This window comes from Acuticoccus sp. (assembly GCF_965213555.1).
GTDB lineage: Bacteria > Pseudomonadota > Alphaproteobacteria > Rhizobiales > Amorphaceae > Acuticoccus.
On sequence record NZ_OZ243890.1, the window covers coordinates 1,948,873 to 1,964,900 of the forward strand.

General features: G+C 74.1%; 15 protein-coding genes. 9 read left to right on the forward strand and 6 right to left on the reverse strand.

What is annotated here, in order from left to right; translation table 11 throughout:
* Window positions 1-33: 33 nt before the first annotated feature.
* From ACOOE8_RS09290 to ACOOE8_RS09300, 3 genes are read right to left on the reverse strand one after another with little or no spacing between them, the layout of a single operon-like run.
* Window positions 34-906: an MBL fold metallo-hydrolase gene (locus ACOOE8_RS09290; protein ID WP_420394527.1), complete on the reverse strand. Its 873-nt coding sequence runs from the start codon at window positions 904-906 to the stop codon at window positions 34-36.
* A 5-nt stretch (window positions 907-911) separates the two neighbouring features.
* Complete coding sequence (locus ACOOE8_RS09295) at window positions 912-1,370, reverse strand: cyclic nucleotide-binding domain-containing protein (RefSeq protein ID WP_420394528.1); 459 nt, start codon at window positions 1,368-1,370, stop codon at window positions 912-914.
* Between the two features lie 43 nt (window positions 1,371-1,413).
* A complete protein-coding gene (locus tag ACOOE8_RS09300; RefSeq protein ID WP_420394529.1) occupies window positions 1,414-4,107 on the reverse strand; it encodes an ABC transporter transmembrane domain-containing protein in 2,694 nt (897 codons plus the stop codon).
* A 192-nt stretch (window positions 4,108-4,299) separates the two neighbouring features.
* On the opposite strand from ACOOE8_RS09300, the gene ACOOE8_RS09305 reads away from it, so the two are divergent.
* From ACOOE8_RS09305 to ruvX, 7 genes are all read left to right on the forward strand, one after another.
* Window positions 4,300-5,517 (forward strand): glycosyltransferase family protein, encoded by a 1,218-nt coding sequence (locus tag ACOOE8_RS09305; RefSeq protein ID WP_420394530.1) that lies wholly within the window; start codon window positions 4,300-4,302, stop codon window positions 5,515-5,517.
* 5 nt (window positions 5,518-5,522) lie between these two features.
* Window positions 5,523-6,743, forward strand: a complete 1,221-nt coding sequence (locus tag ACOOE8_RS09310; RefSeq protein WP_420394672.1) for a glycosyltransferase — start codon at window positions 5,523-5,525, stop codon at window positions 6,741-6,743.
* Window positions 6,744-6,795: 52 nt separating this feature from the next.
* Window positions 6,796-7,407: a hypothetical protein gene (locus ACOOE8_RS09315; protein WP_420394531.1), complete on the forward strand. Its 612-nt coding sequence runs from the start codon at window positions 6,796-6,798 to the stop codon at window positions 7,405-7,407.
* A 123-nt stretch (window positions 7,408-7,530) separates the two neighbouring features.
* Window positions 7,531-7,872: a glycosyltransferase gene (locus ACOOE8_RS09320; RefSeq protein WP_420394532.1), complete on the forward strand. Its 342-nt coding sequence runs from the start codon at window positions 7,531-7,533 to the stop codon at window positions 7,870-7,872.
* Entirely contained in the window at window positions 7,857-8,999 is a 1,143-nt protein-coding gene (locus ACOOE8_RS09325) for a glycosyltransferase family protein (protein ID WP_420394533.1), read from the forward strand. Before ACOOE8_RS09320 ends, ACOOE8_RS09325 begins: the two co-directional genes overlap by 16 nt.
* On the forward strand, window positions 8,996-9,715 hold the full coding sequence (locus tag ACOOE8_RS09330) for a hypothetical protein (RefSeq protein ID WP_420394534.1): 720 nt from the start codon (window positions 8,996-8,998) through the stop codon (window positions 9,713-9,715). Before ACOOE8_RS09325 ends, ACOOE8_RS09330 begins: the two co-directional genes overlap by 4 nt.
* Window positions 9,712-10,188, forward strand: coding sequence for a Holliday junction resolvase RuvX (gene ruvX / locus ACOOE8_RS09335; protein WP_420394535.1), 477 nt, complete (start codon window positions 9,712-9,714; stop codon window positions 10,186-10,188). The genes ACOOE8_RS09330 and ruvX overlap by 4 nt, the downstream gene beginning before the upstream one ends.
* Window positions 10,189-10,203: 15 nt before the next feature.
* Here ruvX and ACOOE8_RS09340 read toward each other — a convergent pair whose 3' ends face one another.
* Window positions 10,204-11,856 carry a hypothetical protein gene (locus ACOOE8_RS09340; RefSeq protein WP_420394536.1) on the reverse strand — a complete coding sequence of 551 codons (1,653 nt, stop codon included), beginning with the start codon at window positions 11,854-11,856 and terminating at the stop codon, window positions 10,204-10,206.
* Window positions 11,857-12,041: 185 nt separating this feature from the next.
* Here ACOOE8_RS09340 and plsY point away from each other — a divergent pair, with 185 nt between their 5' ends.
* Complete coding sequence (gene plsY, locus ACOOE8_RS09345; protein WP_420394537.1) at window positions 12,042-12,656, forward strand: glycerol-3-phosphate 1-O-acyltransferase PlsY; 615 nt, start codon at window positions 12,042-12,044, stop codon at window positions 12,654-12,656.
* Window positions 12,653-13,756 carry a DNA-processing protein DprA gene (dprA, locus tag ACOOE8_RS09350; protein ID WP_420394538.1) on the forward strand — a complete coding sequence of 368 codons (1,104 nt, stop codon included), beginning with the start codon at window positions 12,653-12,655 and terminating at the stop codon, window positions 13,754-13,756. Before plsY ends, dprA begins: the two co-directional genes overlap by 4 nt.
* Here dprA and ACOOE8_RS09355 read toward each other — a convergent pair.
* Both ACOOE8_RS09355 and ACOOE8_RS09360 read right to left on the reverse strand, forming a co-directional pair.
* Window positions 13,753-14,769: a Gfo/Idh/MocA family protein gene (locus ACOOE8_RS09355; protein WP_420394539.1), complete on the reverse strand. Its 1,017-nt coding sequence runs from the start codon at window positions 14,767-14,769 to the stop codon at window positions 13,753-13,755. The genes dprA and ACOOE8_RS09355 overlap by 4 nt on opposite strands.
* Before the next feature lie 64 nt (window positions 14,770-14,833).
* On the reverse strand, window positions 14,834-15,973 hold the full coding sequence (locus tag ACOOE8_RS09360) for an isocitrate/isopropylmalate dehydrogenase family protein (protein WP_420394540.1): 1,140 nt from the start codon (window positions 15,971-15,973) through the stop codon (window positions 14,834-14,836).
* Window positions 15,974-16,028 lie beyond the last annotated feature (55 nt).

Consider the following 16,028-nt stretch of genomic DNA (forward strand, 5'->3'; position numbering starts at 1 on the left):
GGCGTCGTTGGGGCGCTCGGCGGCCCGTCGCGGTCAGGGCGCGTGGCGTGGGCCGAGCTCGAGCCGCCCGCGGGTGAGGTGGAGCGTGGCGCCCTGCGTCGCCACCTGCGCGCCGGGCTGCTGACGTGCCACGTCGGCGGCGAGCGTGTCGAGCGCGTCGTCGCTCCGCGCGGGGTCATGGTGGAACATCATCGGCGTTGCCACGCCGGCCCGCGCGGCGAGGGCGAGGGCGCGCTGCGGGGTCGAGTGGCCCCACCCCCTGTACCGCTCGTACTCCTCCTCGAGGAGCATGGCGTCGTAGATCATGAGGTCGGCGCCGGTGACGAACTCGGCGATGGCATCGTCCATCGCCTCGTTGCCGTGCTCGTGGTCGGTGATGACAGCGATCGTCGAGCCGGCCCACGTGATGCGGTAGCCGCAGCCGTTGCCGGGGTGGTTGAGCGGCACCGAGCCGATCGCGAGGCCCGATGCCAGGGTGAACTCACGCCCCGCGTCGAAGCGGCGGAACTCCGTGTTGCGCAGCGCGGAGGTGGCGACCGGGAAGATCGGCGGGCTCATCATACGCTCGACGATCTCCTTGAACCCCTCCGGGGGCGAGATGTGGCCGGCCCACAGGCTGACGGGGACGTTGGGGTCGTAGGCCGAGCAGAAGAACGGCAGGCCGCAGATGTGGTCCATGTGCGTGTGGGTGAACACGACGTCGAGCTGGGTCACGCCCTCGGCGGCGAGCGCGGCGCCGCACTGGCGCGCGCCGGACCCGCAGTCGATGAGGAAGTGGTGCGGCCCGGCGCGGACCTCGAGGCAGGTGGTCTCCCCGCCGTAGCGCAGGGTGTGCGGGCCCGGCGCAGGGATCGAGCCGCGCGCGCCCCAGACGGTGAGCGACAGGGTGTTTGGGTCGAGCGCCACGGACGTCAGGCGCGCGCCGATGCGGCGCGCAGCCGGCCCACCTCGCGCGTCGTGCGCTCCAGGCGATGGGCGAGGGCGCGCATCACCTCCACCGCCATGTCGGGGAACGTCTTGAGGAGCTTGAAGAAGTGCTCCTTGGAGACGGCGAGCGCCACCAGCTCGCCCTTGGCCCGCACGGTCGCGGTGCGCGGCACGTCGATCAGGATCGCGATCTCGCCGACGAAGTCGTTCTCGCGCACGGTGGCGACGAGCTGCTCGCCGGACGGACTCCCGATGACGACGTCCGCCTCACCCGACACGATGATGTAGGCGACGTCGCCGAAGTCGCCCTCCTCGACGAGGCTCTCGCCCCCCTCAAAGCGCACGCGCTCGGACATGAAGGCGAGCAGGCGCAGCTTCTGGTCGTCAACGCCGCGGAACAGCGGGAGCTTGCGCAGGACGGCGGCGTCCGCCTCGATGCTCATGCCACCGCCGCGGCGATGCCCGTGGTGCAGCCGCGAGCGGTCGTCATGACGCCTCCTCCATCGTCGCGGGCTCCTCCGCGCGGAGCGCGACCGCCTTGACGCTATCCCATCGGCCCGCGGCGACCAACCGGCCATCGCGCAGCACAGCGGCGGTGCCGACCGCCGGGGTTGACGCGATCCATCGGCCCGCGGCGACCAACCGGCCATCGCGCAGCACAGCGGCGGTGCCGAGGGCCTCGGCGACGGCGGGGTCGGCGGTGCCGACCACGAGCGATCCGTCGCCGCACAAAGAGAGGATGCGGGCGAGGAGCGCGCGGTCGCCGTCGACGACGCCATCCATCACGAGGATGTCCGGACGCTTGACCAGCGCGCGGACCAGGCCGATGCGCCGGCGCTGCCCGGCGGACAGCCGTCCGCCGGCGACGCCGACGGGAAAGTCCAGCCCGGCGCGAGCGATGGGGTCGCGCAGGCCGAGCGCTCGGGTCGTGTCGCGCAGCAGCGCGTCGATGCGCTCGGAGGCCCCGCGGCGGTCCACGCGCGGCTTGCCGAACAGGATGTTCTCCTCGATGGAAAGCGGCCCGATGACGCGATCGCCGGTGAACAGCGCGTAGCCCGCATGGCCCCCGAGCGCCCTGTGAACGACGGTCCGCGCGGCGACGAGGCGATCCTCATCCGTGTCCGACAGGGTGACGATGCGGTGCCGTGCTGGGATCAGGCGGAAGGCGAGCCCGATGAAGGCGGCGACGTCCTCGCCCGACAGGCTCGCCGCGTCGCGCTCGCGCCGCCGCAGGCGCTCCTGGAACAGCGGCGTCTCGTCCGCCGACAGGAACGAGTAACCGCCGATGAGCGAGGGGTCGGCCCCGGTGTCGGAGAACAGCTCGATCATCGTCTCCGCCACCTTGGCGCCGACCTCGATGAGGAGGCCGTCGACGTTCGCCTCGGCGAGCGCCCGGCGCACCGCGGGGTCGGCGGCGGCGGTCCAAACCCGCACCTTGGGATCGCGCGGCAGGCCGTACAGCGTGTTCTCGCCGAGCGTGGCGGAGGCGTTGAACGCGTCCGGCTCCCATAGGGCGACGAGCGTCCTGAGGTCGTTGTCACGACCGACCTCGCGGCGCACCTCCTGGCGGGCGGCGAGGATGCTTTCGTGGAAGCGTGCGTCGTCCCCGTCCGCCGCATGGGAGGCGAGGCCGAGGCGGTAGAGGTCGCCCTCGAGCCCGGCGAGGGTGAACCGCTCAAGCAGGCGGTCGTCGAGCCGCTCGGCCGCATCGACGCCGGCGCGTGCGAAGTCCTCCCAGGCGCCGGTGACGTCGTGCAGCGAGTTGCCGGTGAGGGCGGCCTCCGCGCGGCGCAGCTCGGCGAGCTCGTCGCCGCCCTCGCCGAGCGGGTCGGTGCGGATGCCGTAGACCACGTTGCCGCGGATCGTGGTGTTGAATAGGTAAGGGTCGGACCCAACGAACGACAGGTGCCGCGCGACCTGCGCGTGGGAGAGGTCCTCGAAGCGCAGCCCGCCAAGGGTCGCGCGCCCCGTGGCGGGCAGGAGGAGGCCGGCGGCGGCGAGCACGAGCTCGGTGCGGCCTGAGCCGTCGCCGCCGTAGATCGCCAGGCGATCCCCGGGCTCGACGGTGAGAGAAACGTCGAACACCTCCTGGCCGCTGCCGCCGCCCGACACGGTGACCGAGGACAGCGCGACTTGGAGCGACGGCAGCGACGCCTCGCCCTCCGGCGTGCCGAGGAGGCGCGCGGCCGGCATCGCGTCCTCGACGTCGAAGTTCTCGACGACGGTCTCGTACTTCACCCTGACGCCGGCGAGCGTCTGGTACCAGTTGAGGAGTTCCTTCCAGGGCGAGGCAAGGTCCTTGTAGGCGGCGAGCACGGCGACCAGCGCGCCGAAGGAGAGCTCGCCCCGGATCACGAGGATGCCACCGACGGCGTAGAAGAAGAACGGCGGGAGCTGATTGAGGAAGTTGTTCAGGAACTTGATCATGAACTTGCGTTTGAAGATCGCAAGCCGGATGCGGTAGTTCACGAACAGCCGGTCGGAGAGGTCCGCCAAGTGCCAGCGCGAGGTGTCGTTGGCGTGGATGTCTGCGGCCGCGCCCACCGTCTCGTTGATGCGCTCCGAGATCGTGCGCACGTTGACGATGCGCTCGCGCGAGAGCTGGATGACGCGGCGCTGCAGCTTGGGGATGATGTAGGCCTGCAGCGGGTAGAGCGAGATCGCCGCCGCGCCGAGGTACGGGTCCTGGGCGAAGATGAAGACGACGTAGACGAGGAGCGTGCCGCCCTGGAAGGCGGGCGTCGCGATCGCCTCGCCGATGAAGACCCCGACGTCCTCTACCTCGGCGGTGATCATCGGGATGAGCTCGCCCCCCGACACGCGGCGGAAGCGCGGCAGGCGGAAGCGCAGGATCGCGTTGTAGAGCATGTAGCGCAGGCGGCGCAGCATGCGCTCGCCGGCGACGCCCTTCACGATGTTGAGCACGTACTTGACGCCGTTGTTTGCGACGACGAGCGCGAGGAAGGCGAGGCACAGCGCGATGAGGTAGTCGATCTGACCGAGCTCGACGCCGAGCACCGACTTCGGGAAATCCGAGCCCGAGATGGCGTCGTTGACGATCCACTTGGGCAGCTCGAGCGTCATGTAGAGGATCGGGAACGAGACGACCGTCAGCGCCAGGATGACGATCTGCTGGGGCTTCGAGTAGCGCCAGATGAAGCCGAACAGTGTGCGTTCCATCGTGCGACGATTGTCACCACGATGGCGCCGGATCAACGCTGCGGTCGGCCATCGCCTCATCCGACGGCGCCGACGCGCTCACACCTTCGCGATGGGCCGCGCCAGCATCGCTGGGCGGCGGTGAGTGGCGGCGGCCTTGACGCATCGGCCAAGCGCACGTTTGGGTTCGGCGTTTTTGTCGCGAAGGTCGCCATGCCCGCCGAACAGCCGCGCGTCCTCATCTACTCGCACGACAGCTTCGGCCTCGGCCACCTGCGTCGCTGCCGGGCCATCGCGCACGCGATGGTCGAGCGGATGGGCCGCTTGTCGGTCATCATCTTGTCCGGCTCGCCGATCATTGGGAGCTTCGAGTTCCGGCCGCGCGTGGACTTCGTGCGCGTGCCGGGCGTCATCAAGCTGTCGGACGGGGCGTACTCCTCCCACTCCCTGCGGCTCGGCATCGACGACATGCTGAAGCTGCGGGCATCCATCATCGAGCACACCGCGGACGTGTTCGCCCCCGACCTCATCCTGGTCGACAAGGAGCCGCTCGGCCTGCGCGGCGAGGTCGAGCGGACGCTCTCCATGCTGAAGGCGCGCGGCACGCGCCTCGTGCTCGGCCTGCGCGACGTGATGGACGACCCTGCGAGCCTTGCCGGCGAGTGGGCGCGCAAGGACGCGGTGCGTGCGCTCGAGGAGCTCTACGACGAGGTCTGGATCTACGGCCACGCCGAGGTGCATGACCCGCTGGAGGGGATCGCGGTCTCGCGGCGCGTGCGCAACAAGATGCTTTACACCGGCTACCTGCGCCGCGAGGCGCCGCCGACGGACGGGGCGGTGGAGGCCAACCCGTTCGGCGCCGAGCCGTTCATCCTGGTGACGCCCGGCGGCGGCGGCGACGGGATGGAGCTCGTGGACTGGGTGCTGCACGCCTACGAGGCGCGCGGGCGACCACTGTTCCCGGCGCTCGTCGTGATGGGGCCGTTCATGCCCGCGGAGGCGCAGTCCGCCTTCAAGGCGCGGGCCGAGGCGCTGCGCGACGTCCACCTCATCCGCTTCACCCCCGTCATCGAGACGCTGATGACGCAGGCGACGGCGATCGTCGGCATGGGCGGCTACAACACGTTTTGCGAGATCCTGTCATTCGACAAGCCGACGCTCCTGGTGCCCCGCGTCGTCCCGCGGCGCGAGCAGGCGATCCGCGCCGGCAAGGCGGCGGCGGCCGGGCTCGTCACATGCCTGCCCATCGACGCCTACCCGGACGTCACGGTGATGAGCGACGCGCTGGCGCGGCTGCCGGGGCGGCCGGCGCCGTCGAGGGCGGGCGTCGGCGAGCTGCTCGGTGGGCTCGAGGCGATCAACGACCGCGCCGAGGCGATCCTCGCCGCGCCGCGCCGGGCGGTGGGCGCGCCGCTCTCCGTCGTGCGGTGAGGGCGATTGCGCCCCGGGTCGCCGTGGTCCTCAAGGGGTACCCGCGGCTGTCGGAAACCTTCATCGCCCAAGAGCTCCTCGGGCTCGAACGGGTCGGCCTCGACCTCACCATTGTGTCGCTGCGCCGCCCCACGGAGGGGATCGTGCACGATGTGCACCGGCGGATCGCCGCTCCGGTCCTTTACCTGCCGGAATACCTCCAGGACGACCCTGCGCGGGTGCGGCGGGCCCGATCGATCGCCGCGCGCCTGCCGGGCTGGGCGGCGGCGGAGGCAGCGTACCGCGCGGACCTCGCCCGCGATCGCACCGCCAACCGGCGCCGACGCTTCGGCCAGGCGGCCGTCCTCGCGGCGGAGCTGCCGGAGGGGACGGGGGTGATCTACGTGCACTACCTGCACACGCCGGCGTCCGTGGCCCGCTACGCGGCGTTGATGACGGGGCTGCCATACGCGTTCTCCGCCCATGCAAAGGACATCTACACCTCGCCGGACTGGGACCTTGCGCAGAAGATCGCCGGCGCGGCCTGGGGCGTGACGTGCACGGCGGCGAACCAGGAGGTCCTCGCGCGGCACGCTCCGCGCGGCGCGGTCGAGCTCGTCTACCACGGGCTCGACGCGGCCGAGTTCGTCCCCCCGCCGCGGCGGACGGGGAGCGGGCCACTGCGCCTCCTCAGCGTCTGTCGGGCGGTGGAGAAGAAGGGGCTCGACGATCTGTTGCGCGCGCTGGCGCGGCTGCCCGCGCGGATCGACTGGCGCTTCGAGCATGTGGGCGGAGGGGCGCTGGTGCCAGGCCTCGAGGCGCTGGCGTCACGGCTTGGGATCGGCGACCGGGTGGCCTTCCTCGGACCCATGGCGCGCGGCGACGTCGCGGCGGCCTACGCGCGCGCCGACGTCTTCGTGCTCGCGAGCCGCATCGCGCGGGACGGCGACCGCGACGGGCTGCCCAACGTTCTGATGGAGGCGATGACGATGCGGTTGCCCGTGGTCTCCACCGGCGTGTCTGCGGTTCCGGAGATCGTCACCGAGGAGGCCGGCCTCCTGGTGCCGCCGCGCGATCCGGCAGCGCTCGCGGCCGCCGTCTTGGCGCTCGCCGATGATCCCGAGCGGCGAAGCGCCATGGGACGGGCTGGCGCGGCACGGGTGCGCGGCGCGTTCGCGCCGGAGCCGGGGATCGCCCGCATCGCGGCGCGCCTCGCAGCGACGATGTCGGCCCGGCGCGCAGCGTGACGCGGCGGCCGTCCCCCGCGGCCGGCTGATGCGGGTGGCGCTACTGACGCCGATGAGGCCGCCGGATCATCCGGTGCCGTCGGGCGACCGCACGTTCGCGCGGCTCGTGGTGGCGGCGCTGGAGCGGACCGGGCACGAGGTGGTGCGTCCCCACGCCCCCTCGACCTGGCGCGCCGAGCCGCACGACTTCGCCGCCCTCGACCGTGCGGCGCAGGCCGCGGTCGGGCGCATCGCGGCAGGATGGCGGGAGCGCGCGCCGGACGCGGTGCTCACCTATCACAGCTACCACAAGGCGCCGGACCTCGTTGGCCCGCCCCTCGCCGCGGCCTTCGCGCTGCCCTACGCCGTCCTCGAGGCGAGCCGCGCGCCGCGCCACGCCCGTAGCCCGTGGGCGGCGGGCTTTGAGCGGGCGGACGCGGTGCTCGCCGAGGCGGACGCGGTCGGTGCGGTGACGGCGCACGACGCGGCGGAGCTGACCCGCCACGTCCCGCACAAGGTGGTGCGCGTGCCGCCCTTCCTCGACGTCGCGCCGTTCCTCATGCAGCGGGCGCCGCGCCCCGATGCGCTGGCGTGCGCGGCGATGATGCGGCCCGGGCGCAAGGCGGAGGGCGTGCGCGTCCTCGCCGACGCCCTCGCGAGGGTGCGCGCGTCCGGCCCTCGGTGACGCTGGCGCTCGCCGGCGACGGGCCGGAGCGCGCGCGCTCGAGCCGCTGTTCCCGATGGGCACCATGGTGGGCTGCTCGAGGCGCGCGAGCTCGCGGCGCTCTACGCCCGTTCGAGCCTCTTCGTGTGGCCAGCCATCGACGAGCCGTTCGGGTTCGCCTTCCTGGAGGCGCAGGCCGCAGGGCTTCCCGTGGTCGGCGGCGCGGCGCCCGGCGTCGCCGAGGTCGTGCGCGACGGCGAGACTGGGTGGCTCGTCCCGCCACGGGACGCGGCCGCGCACGCCGCCGCGATCCTGTCCGCGCTCGCCGACCCGGAGCGCCTCGCCGCGATGGGACGGCGGGCGGCCGCGTTCGCCCGCGCCAACGACCTCGAGGCGGGCGCGCGGCGGCTCGACGCGCTCCTCGCCCACGCGATCGAGCACCGCCGAGCCCGCGCCGGCGAGGGGGCGCGATGCCGCGCGCGCTGATCTGGGTCACCCACCTCCTCGGCACGGGGCACACCGTGCGCGCCGCGGCGCTGGCGCGGGCGCTGGCGGGCCGCGGGACGGCGGTCACGCTCGTCGTCGGTGCGACGCCGCCGGCGACGCTCGACCTCGCCGGCCTCGACGTGGTGGCGCTGCCCCCCGTCCGGGCGACGGACGCGACGTTCGCGCGGATCGTCGGCGCCGACGGCCGCCCCTACGAGGCGCTGGTCGCGGGCCGGGCCGCGCTCCTCGGGGAGGTAGTCGCCGGCGTCCGGCCCGACGTCATCGTCACGGAGGCGTTCCCGCTCGGTCGCCGCGCGTTCGCCGCCGAGCTCGTGCCGCTGCTCTCCGGGCTCGCGGTGGGGCGCCGTCGGCCGGTGGTCGCGGCCTCGGTGCGCGACGTTCTGGTGCGCAAGCCGCCGGCGAAGGAGGCCGCGATGGCCGCGCTCGCCCGCCGCTGGTACGACCTCGTCCTCGTCCACGGGGACCCCTCGCTGGTGAGCCTTCCCGACACCTTCGGCGCGGCGGGCGCGATCGCGGACCTCACGCACCACACGGGCTACGTCGATGCCGGCCCGGTGGCCGCCCGCGCGGCGCCCGGTGAGTGCGGCGACGTCGTCGTCTCCTGCGGCGGCGGCGCGGTGGGTGCGCGCCTCGTGGAGGCCGCGCTCGGCGCCGCGCGCCGGGTGCGCGAGCGCCGGTTCCGCATCTTCGTCCCTGCAGCGCTGGCCCACCGGATCGAGGGGTGGCGCGCCGCGGCGCCCGACAACGCCTTGGTGGAGCCGAACCGGCGCGACTTCCGTGCGCTCCTCGTCGGTGCGGCACTGTCGGTGAGCCAGGCCGGCTACAACACCGCGGTGGACGTGGTGGCCTCCGGCGTGCGCGCAATCTTCGTGCCGTTCGCGGCGGACGGAGAGACCGAGCAGACCGACCGCGCCGCCGCGTTCGAAGCGCGCGGCCTCGCGAGGGTGGTCGAGGAGGCCTCGCTCGACGTGGACCAGCTCGTCGAGGCGGTGCGAGCCGCGCTCGCCGCGCCGCCGCCGGCCCGTCCAGAGCTCGACCTCCGCGGCGCCGAACGGTCCGCCGAGCTCCTCCTCGCCGCGGTCGATGCTCGGACGGCGCTCGCGTGATGGGTGCGCTCGCGGTGCTTGAGGCCGCGTTCGGCCGTGCGGCGGCAGAGGGCTCGCCGCGCCGCGTGTGGTGGCGCGACGACGACGCGGTGCGGGTCGGGCCGCGGCTGGAGCGGCTCACCGCGCTCGCCGCCCGCCACCGCGCGTCGCTGGCGCTGGCGGTGATCCCGTACGGCGCCGACGCCAGCGTCCTCGCCCACTGCGAGCGCCACGGGCACGTCGTCCTCCAGCATGGGGCGAGCCACAGCAATCATCAGCCCTCTGGCAAGCCGGCCGAGCTCGGCGATGCGCGGGACGTTGACGCCATCGTGGCGGAGCTCGTGGCGGCGCGGCGGGCCCTCGCCTCGCCGGCGTTCCTGCCGGTGATGGTGCCGCCGTGGAACCGCATGCGCGGCAACCTCGACGGCCCCCTCGCGGCGGCGGGCTACGTGGGCGTCTCGCTGTTCGGCGGGCCGACGCGGGACGGGCCGCTCGCGCGCGTCGACACGCACCTTGACCCGGTCGACTGGCGTGGTGGGCGTGGCCTCCTCGCGACGCCCTCGCTGTCCCGCATGGCGGAGGCGGCGGTCGCGTCGGGCGGGCCCATCGGCCTCCTCACCCACCACGCGGTGCACAAGGGGGACGTTTGGGAGTTCGTGGACGCCGTCGCCGCGCTCGTCGCACGGCATCCGGGGGCGGCGTGGGCGAGCGCGCGCGAGCTGTTCGGCGGCGCATGACGGGGCCGTTCACCGCCATCGAGGACATCGGCGAGCTTCGCGGTGCGCTGTTCGGCCTCGACCTCGGTACCCGCACCATCGGCGTCGCGGTGTCCGACGAGGGCTGGCGCGTCGCGGCGCCCCTCGTCACGATTAGGCGCACCAAGTTCCGAGCCGACGCCGACGCGCTGCTCGCCCACGCCCTGCGCTACAACGTGGTGGCCCTCGTCGTCGGCATGCCGCTCAACATGGACGGCAGCGTCGGCCCGCGGGCGCAGTCGACGCGCGACTTCGCCCGCAACCTCGCCCGGGTCACTGACCGCCCGCTGGTCGCGTGGGACGAGCGGTGGTCGACGGTGGCGGCCGAGCGGGAGCTCATCGCGACGGACACCTCGCGGGCGCGCCGCCGCGAGGCCATCGACCGGCACGCCGCCGCGGTCATCCTCCAGGGCGCGCTCGACCGGCTGCGCGCGCTGGGGCTGCCGCGCCGCTGATCGGCGATCGCGCAATCAATCCCCGGGGACCACGAGGTCGAGGATGGCGTCGGCGTCGAAGCGCCCGTCGAAGGCGCCGTGGCCGGCGCGGTGGCGCCCCCTGAGCCGCGTCGCGACGTAGGCGTCGGCGACGACGCGCGGCAGGTTGCGCCGCATCGCCGAGGCCGCGGCGACCATTGCGAGCTGCTCGGCGAAGGCGCGGGCGACCGCGACGTCGGCAGCCGCCCGCTCGCCGAGCGCCAGCGTGTCATCGACGAGGTCGCCGTTGGCGCTGCCGAGGTCCGCACCGAGCTCCTCGAGGGCGTCGCGCAGCACGTTGGGATCGCGGTCGACCAGCCGTGCGAGCTCGGCGGCCGCGCGGGTGCCGCCGCCGTCGAGCGCGCTGAGCGCGCCGACGTCCGCAGCGATCCGCGCCACGGGGTGCCCCGCCACGCTCGCCGACGGGCCGACCGCCTCGCGTGCCGAGCGCGCCACGGTGGGCGCGCAGGTCATCGCGGCGAGGCCGGCGGCGGCGGTGACCAGCCGCGCCACGGCGTGGTCGCCGTCGCGCTCGAACGCCTGGTCGAACGCCGTGGCGAGGCGGATGGCCAGGGCGGTCTGCGCGGCGCTTTCCAGAGCGATGTCGGCGAGGAGGCGCGCGCGCAGGGGGCCGTCCTCCTCCTGCGCAGAGGCCCCTTCGCGGCGTGCGTCCCGGACCGCACGGACCACGGCGGCGCGCATCGCCCCCGCCGCGATGGTGGCGCCGTCGAGGGCGAGCAGCGTGCGCACGTCGCGCAGCACCGACAGCCCGCGTCCCGGCTCCCCGATGATGCGGCCCTCCGCTCCGTCGAACGCGATGCGGCCGAACGCCTGGGCGGTCAGCCCGCCGACGTCGGTGAGGGCCTCGATGCGGACGGCGCCCGCGTTTTCCGGCGCGAGGCGAGGCACCATCACCGTCGTCGGCCCGTCCGCATCCTCGGCAAGGACGAGGAGGAGGTCGCTGGTCGGGCCCGCCACCAGCCACTTCGTGCCGGTGACGCGCACGACGTTGCCTCCGGCCGGCTCGGCGCAGGTCGCCGCCGCCCCGTCCATGGGGGGCTCGGCGAGGGCGAGCGCGACGCTGGCGCCTTCCTTGTGGGCGAGGGGCAGCGGCCGGCGGTCGTAGCGCCGGCTCGCGATGAGCGGGAACAGCTCAGCCTCGAGCTCGCCGGCGCAGGCGAGGGCGGCGACGGCGGCGTGGGTCGCGCTCACCGGCAGAAGGTGGCCGCGCTCGCACTGGGCGGTGAGGTGGAGCGCGGCGGCCCGCATGCGGTGCTGCGTCCGCTCCTCGCCCTCCTCCCACGCCGAGGACAGGAGGCCCGAGCCGACGCTCCGCTTCATCAGCGCGTGGTAGGCGGGGTGGACCTCGACCTGATCGACGGGGCGCCCCTGCTCGTCGAAGCGTCGCAACGCGGGCGGCGAGGCGCAGGCGATGCGCGCGACCTCCTCCGCCTCGGCCGAGCCCCAGTAGGCGCCGAGCGCCACGAGCTCCTTCTCGCCCGGCTCGTCTAGAGCGGCGTCGAGGGCGGCGGTGAGCACGGGGTCGTCGGCGAAGGCGCTGCGACGGCCGGGGCGCGGGGCCCCCCCTTCCGACGGTGCTGGCACGGACGCGGGCGCAGGCCCGGCTCGGCGGCTCGACAGCTGGTCCATCCCGTCCGTCCGCCCCTCCGCGCCCTCGAGCGACCAGAACCGAATAGAACGCACACCCTCGACGGGCGTACGCTCCAGGCTTTCAACCTTTAGTCGACAGGTGCGCCGGCATCAACGCCTGCCTTGCGGACGGGCACCGTTTGCGTCATCGATCACCCCTCCGTAGGGCGACGTTCGGGAACCACATGCCGGATCCGATCAGCTGGCAGGCGGTCTGGCCGTACTACGCCGCGACCCTCCTCGGCGCCTACCTCCTGGGATCCATCCCGTTCGGGCTGGTGCTGACGCGCCTCGCCGGCCTCGGCGACGTGCGCCGCATCGGCTCGGGCAACATCGGCGCAACCAACGTCCTGCGCACGGGGCGCAAGGACCTCGCCGCGGCGACGCTCGTCCTCGACGCGGCGAAGGGCGCGGCGGCGGTCCTCCTCGCGGCGCGGTTCGGCGGGCCGGACCTCACCGTGACGGCGGTGCTCGGCGCGTTCCTCGGCCACCTCTTCCCGGTCTGGCTCGCCTTCCGCGGCGGCAAGGGGGTCGCGACCTACCTCGGGTGCCTCGCCGCGGCGTCCTGGCCGGCAGGGCTCGCCTTCGCCGGGCTTTGGCTGACCGTCGCGATCCTCGCCCGCTACTCCTCGCTCGCCGCGCTCCTTGCCTCGCTCGCCGCCCCGTTCGTGCTCGCCGCGCGCGGCGAGGTGCAGCTTGCTGAGGTGTTCGGGGTCCTCACCGCGCTTCTGTGGTACAAGCACGCTCCCAACATCGGCCGCCTCCTGTCGGGCGGGGAGAGCCGGATCGGCCGGTCGTGACGCCGGCGAAGGACGCTGAGCGGGCCGACCGGCTGCGCCTCATCCGCTCGCAGAACGTCGGCCCCGAGACCTTCCACGCGCTCCTCGCCCGCTTCGGCTCGGCACGGGCGGCGCTCGCGGCGCTGCCCGACCTCGCGGCGGCGGGGGGACGGCGCGGGCGCATCCGCGTCGCCGGCGTCGCGGAGGTGGAACACGAGGCTGCCCGCGCCAAGCGCCTCGGTGTCGACTTGTTGCACCATGGCGACCCGGACTACCCGCCGCGGCTCGCGGCCATCGACGCGCCGCCCCCGGTGCTCACCGTTCGCGGCGACGTCGCGGTGCTCCACCGACGCGCCGTCGCCGTCGTCGGGGCGCGCGCGGCGTCGGCGGCGGGGCGCACCTTCGCGCGGCGCCTCGCGGAGGCCTTCGGCGAGGCCGGGCGCGTCGTGGTGTCGGGCCTTGCCCGGGGCATCGACGCGGAGGCGCACCGCGCGGCGATCGCCACCGGCACGGTCGCGGTGCTCGCTGGAGGCGTCGACCGGCCGACCCCGCCGGCGAACCTCGACCTCGCCGACGCCATCGCCGCGTCCGGGGCGTTGGTGTCGGAGATGCCCCTTGGCACCGACGCCGCGGCGCGGTTGTTCGTGCGCCGCAACCGGCTGATCGCCGGCCTTGCGGATGGCGTCGTCGTGGTCGAGGCCGCGGTGCGGTCCGGCTCGCTGCACACCGCGAACTTCGCGACCGCGGCGGGGCGCGAGGTTTTCGCGGTGCCGGGCTCGCCGCTCGACCCGCGCGCCGCGGGATGCCTGCGCCTCCTCAAGGACGGGGCGACGCTGGTGGTGGAGCCGCGCGACGTCCTCGACGCGCTCGGCGACGTCGCGGTCGACGTGACGCCGCCCGGCGTCGCTGAGTCCGCGATCCCGCTCGAGCCTGGCTCGCGCGCCATCGCCTCGGTGCGCGAGGCGCTGTCGGTGACGCCGGTCGCGGTGGACGAGCTGGTCCGCGCCACCGGCCTCGCGCCTGGCGAGGTGCTGGCCTCGCTGGTGGAGCTGGAGCTCGCCGGCCACGCCGAGCGCGAGGCGGGCGGCCTCGTGCGCGTCGCGCTGGCGGGCTGGTCTTAGCCGAGGGCGATGCGGCGACCGCTCGCCGCGGAGGCGTAGATCGCCTCCTCCACCTCGAGGTTGGCGAGGTAGTCGGCTCCCGCGTTCTCCAGCGGCGCCCCGTCGAGGAGGTGCGCGACGACGTGCGCCTGGAGCGCCGCCACCGACCCGCCGGCGAAGTCCCTGTCCTCCCACGCGTAGGCGTGCGCGTGCTCCTCGTTCGCGCCGAACTCCCGACGGTGGAGCCGGCCGTCGCCGTCGAGCCTGATCGTGCCGCGCTCGCCCTCCACCAGCATCTCGCCCATGGTGAGGCGTCGGTTCGCCGCCGTGTGGTCGGCGAGGCGGTTGCCGTCGAACACCGCGCGGACGTCGCCATGGTCGAACATGATGAGGCCCGCGTCCTCGCCGGCGATGGCGGGGTTCAGCCGACGCAGGTCCGCCCAGACCGCGCGCGGCGGCCCGAGGAGGAAGCGGAAGGTGTCGACGAAGTGGATCGCCGTCTCGTGGACGAGGAAGCGCTCCATCGACTGGAAGTAGGGCTGACGGTCGAGGTAGGCGCGCGCGCCCTGTCCGTCGCCGGGCCGCATCCGGAAGGTCACCTGATAGAGCCGTCCGACGGCATCCTCGCCGAGCAGCCGGCGGACCTCGCGGTGCCAGGGCTGAAAGCGGAAGTTCTCGTGCACCACGAGGGGCACGCCCGCCTCGCGCGCCACCGCGACGGCCCCATGCGCCTCCTCCAGCGAGCGGCAGAACGCCTTCTGGCAGATCGTCGGGATCCCGTGGGAAACGGTGAGGCCGACGAGGTCGCGGTGGGTGTGCGGCGGCGTTGCGATGTCGACGAGGTCGGGCTGCTCGGCGGCGAGCATCGAAGCGGCGTCGGTGTAGGCGGTGGCGCCGACCTCGTCCGCGGCCGCCTGGGCCCGCGCCGCATCGGTGTCGCAGATCGCAACGAGGCGGGCGCGGGGCTCGCGCGTCCACGCCTCGCGATGGAAGCGGGCGAAGTACCCTGCGCCGATGAGGGCGACCGTCAGCACCGCGCACCGTGGGGATGTCGACGCCCGGTCGGCATCCTGCTGGGTGGCGACGCCGAAGACGGCATCAGACAGTCGAGCTCGCGTTGCTCTGCCGGCGGGTCGGTGCAGGGCCGGCGGCGAGCGCGGCGAGGACGGCGTCGGTGACGTCGCGCGTGCCGGCGCTGCCGCCGAGCTCGCAGGTGCGCAGCGAGCCGTCCGCGAAGGCCGCGTCCACCGCCGCCTCGACCAGCGCGGCGGCCTCGACGAGGGGATCGAGCCCGTGCTTGTCGCCGAGCCAGGCGAGCATCATGCCGGCCGACAGGATCGCGGCCGTCGGGTTCGCCCGGCCCGTCCCCATGATGTCGGGCGCCGAGCCGTGCGCCGGCTGGAACACGGCGTGGGTGTCGCCGATGTCAGCGGATGGCGCGTAGCCCATGCCGCCGACGAGCCCGGCCGCGAGGTCGGACAGGATGTCGCCGAACATGTTCTCCGTCACGATGACGTCGAAGGTCCACGGCGCGCCGACGAAGCGCAGCGTGGAGGCGTCCACGTAGACGTGCTCGGCGGCGACGTCCTCGTGCGCGCGCGCCACCTCGTCGAACACGCGCCGCATGAAGGCGAAGCTGGTGAACACGTTCGCCTTGTCGACCAGCGTCACCGTCGGCGATCCGGTCCTCCCGCGGGCGGCGCGACGGCGCGCCTCGGCGAAGGCGAAGCGGCTCACCTTCTCGGTCACGCGGCGCGTGATGACCTGCGTGTCGCGCGCCACCTCGTCGTCCTCCACGACGCCCTTGCCGCGGGCGGCGAACAGCCCCTCGGTGGATTCGCGGATGATGGCGAAGTCGATGTCGGCGGCGCGCGGGTCGGAGAGCGGCGTCGGCACACCCGGGATGGCGCGGGTCGGGCGCACGCCGGCGTAGAGCTCGAACATGAAGCGCAGGTCGAGCTGCGGCGCGATCTCGGTGCCGTCGGCGGTGCGCACCGAGGGGAGCCCCATTGCGCCGAGGTAGATGGCGTCCGCCGCCTCGCACGCCGCCTTCGCCTCATCGGACAGCGGGGTGCCGGTGTCGAGGTAGCATTGCGCCCCGGCATGGACCTCACGCTGGGCGAGCGGCGGGCCACCCGTCGCCTCGAGCGCGGCTGCTGCGACGGCAAGCGCGGCGGGCGTGACCTCGTTTCCGATGCCGTCCCCCGGCAGCACGGCGATGTTGATGGCGTTGGTCATGGCGTCCTCCCCGGCCCCTTCATAGGAGGACGAGGAGGACCAGGCCAGATCGGCT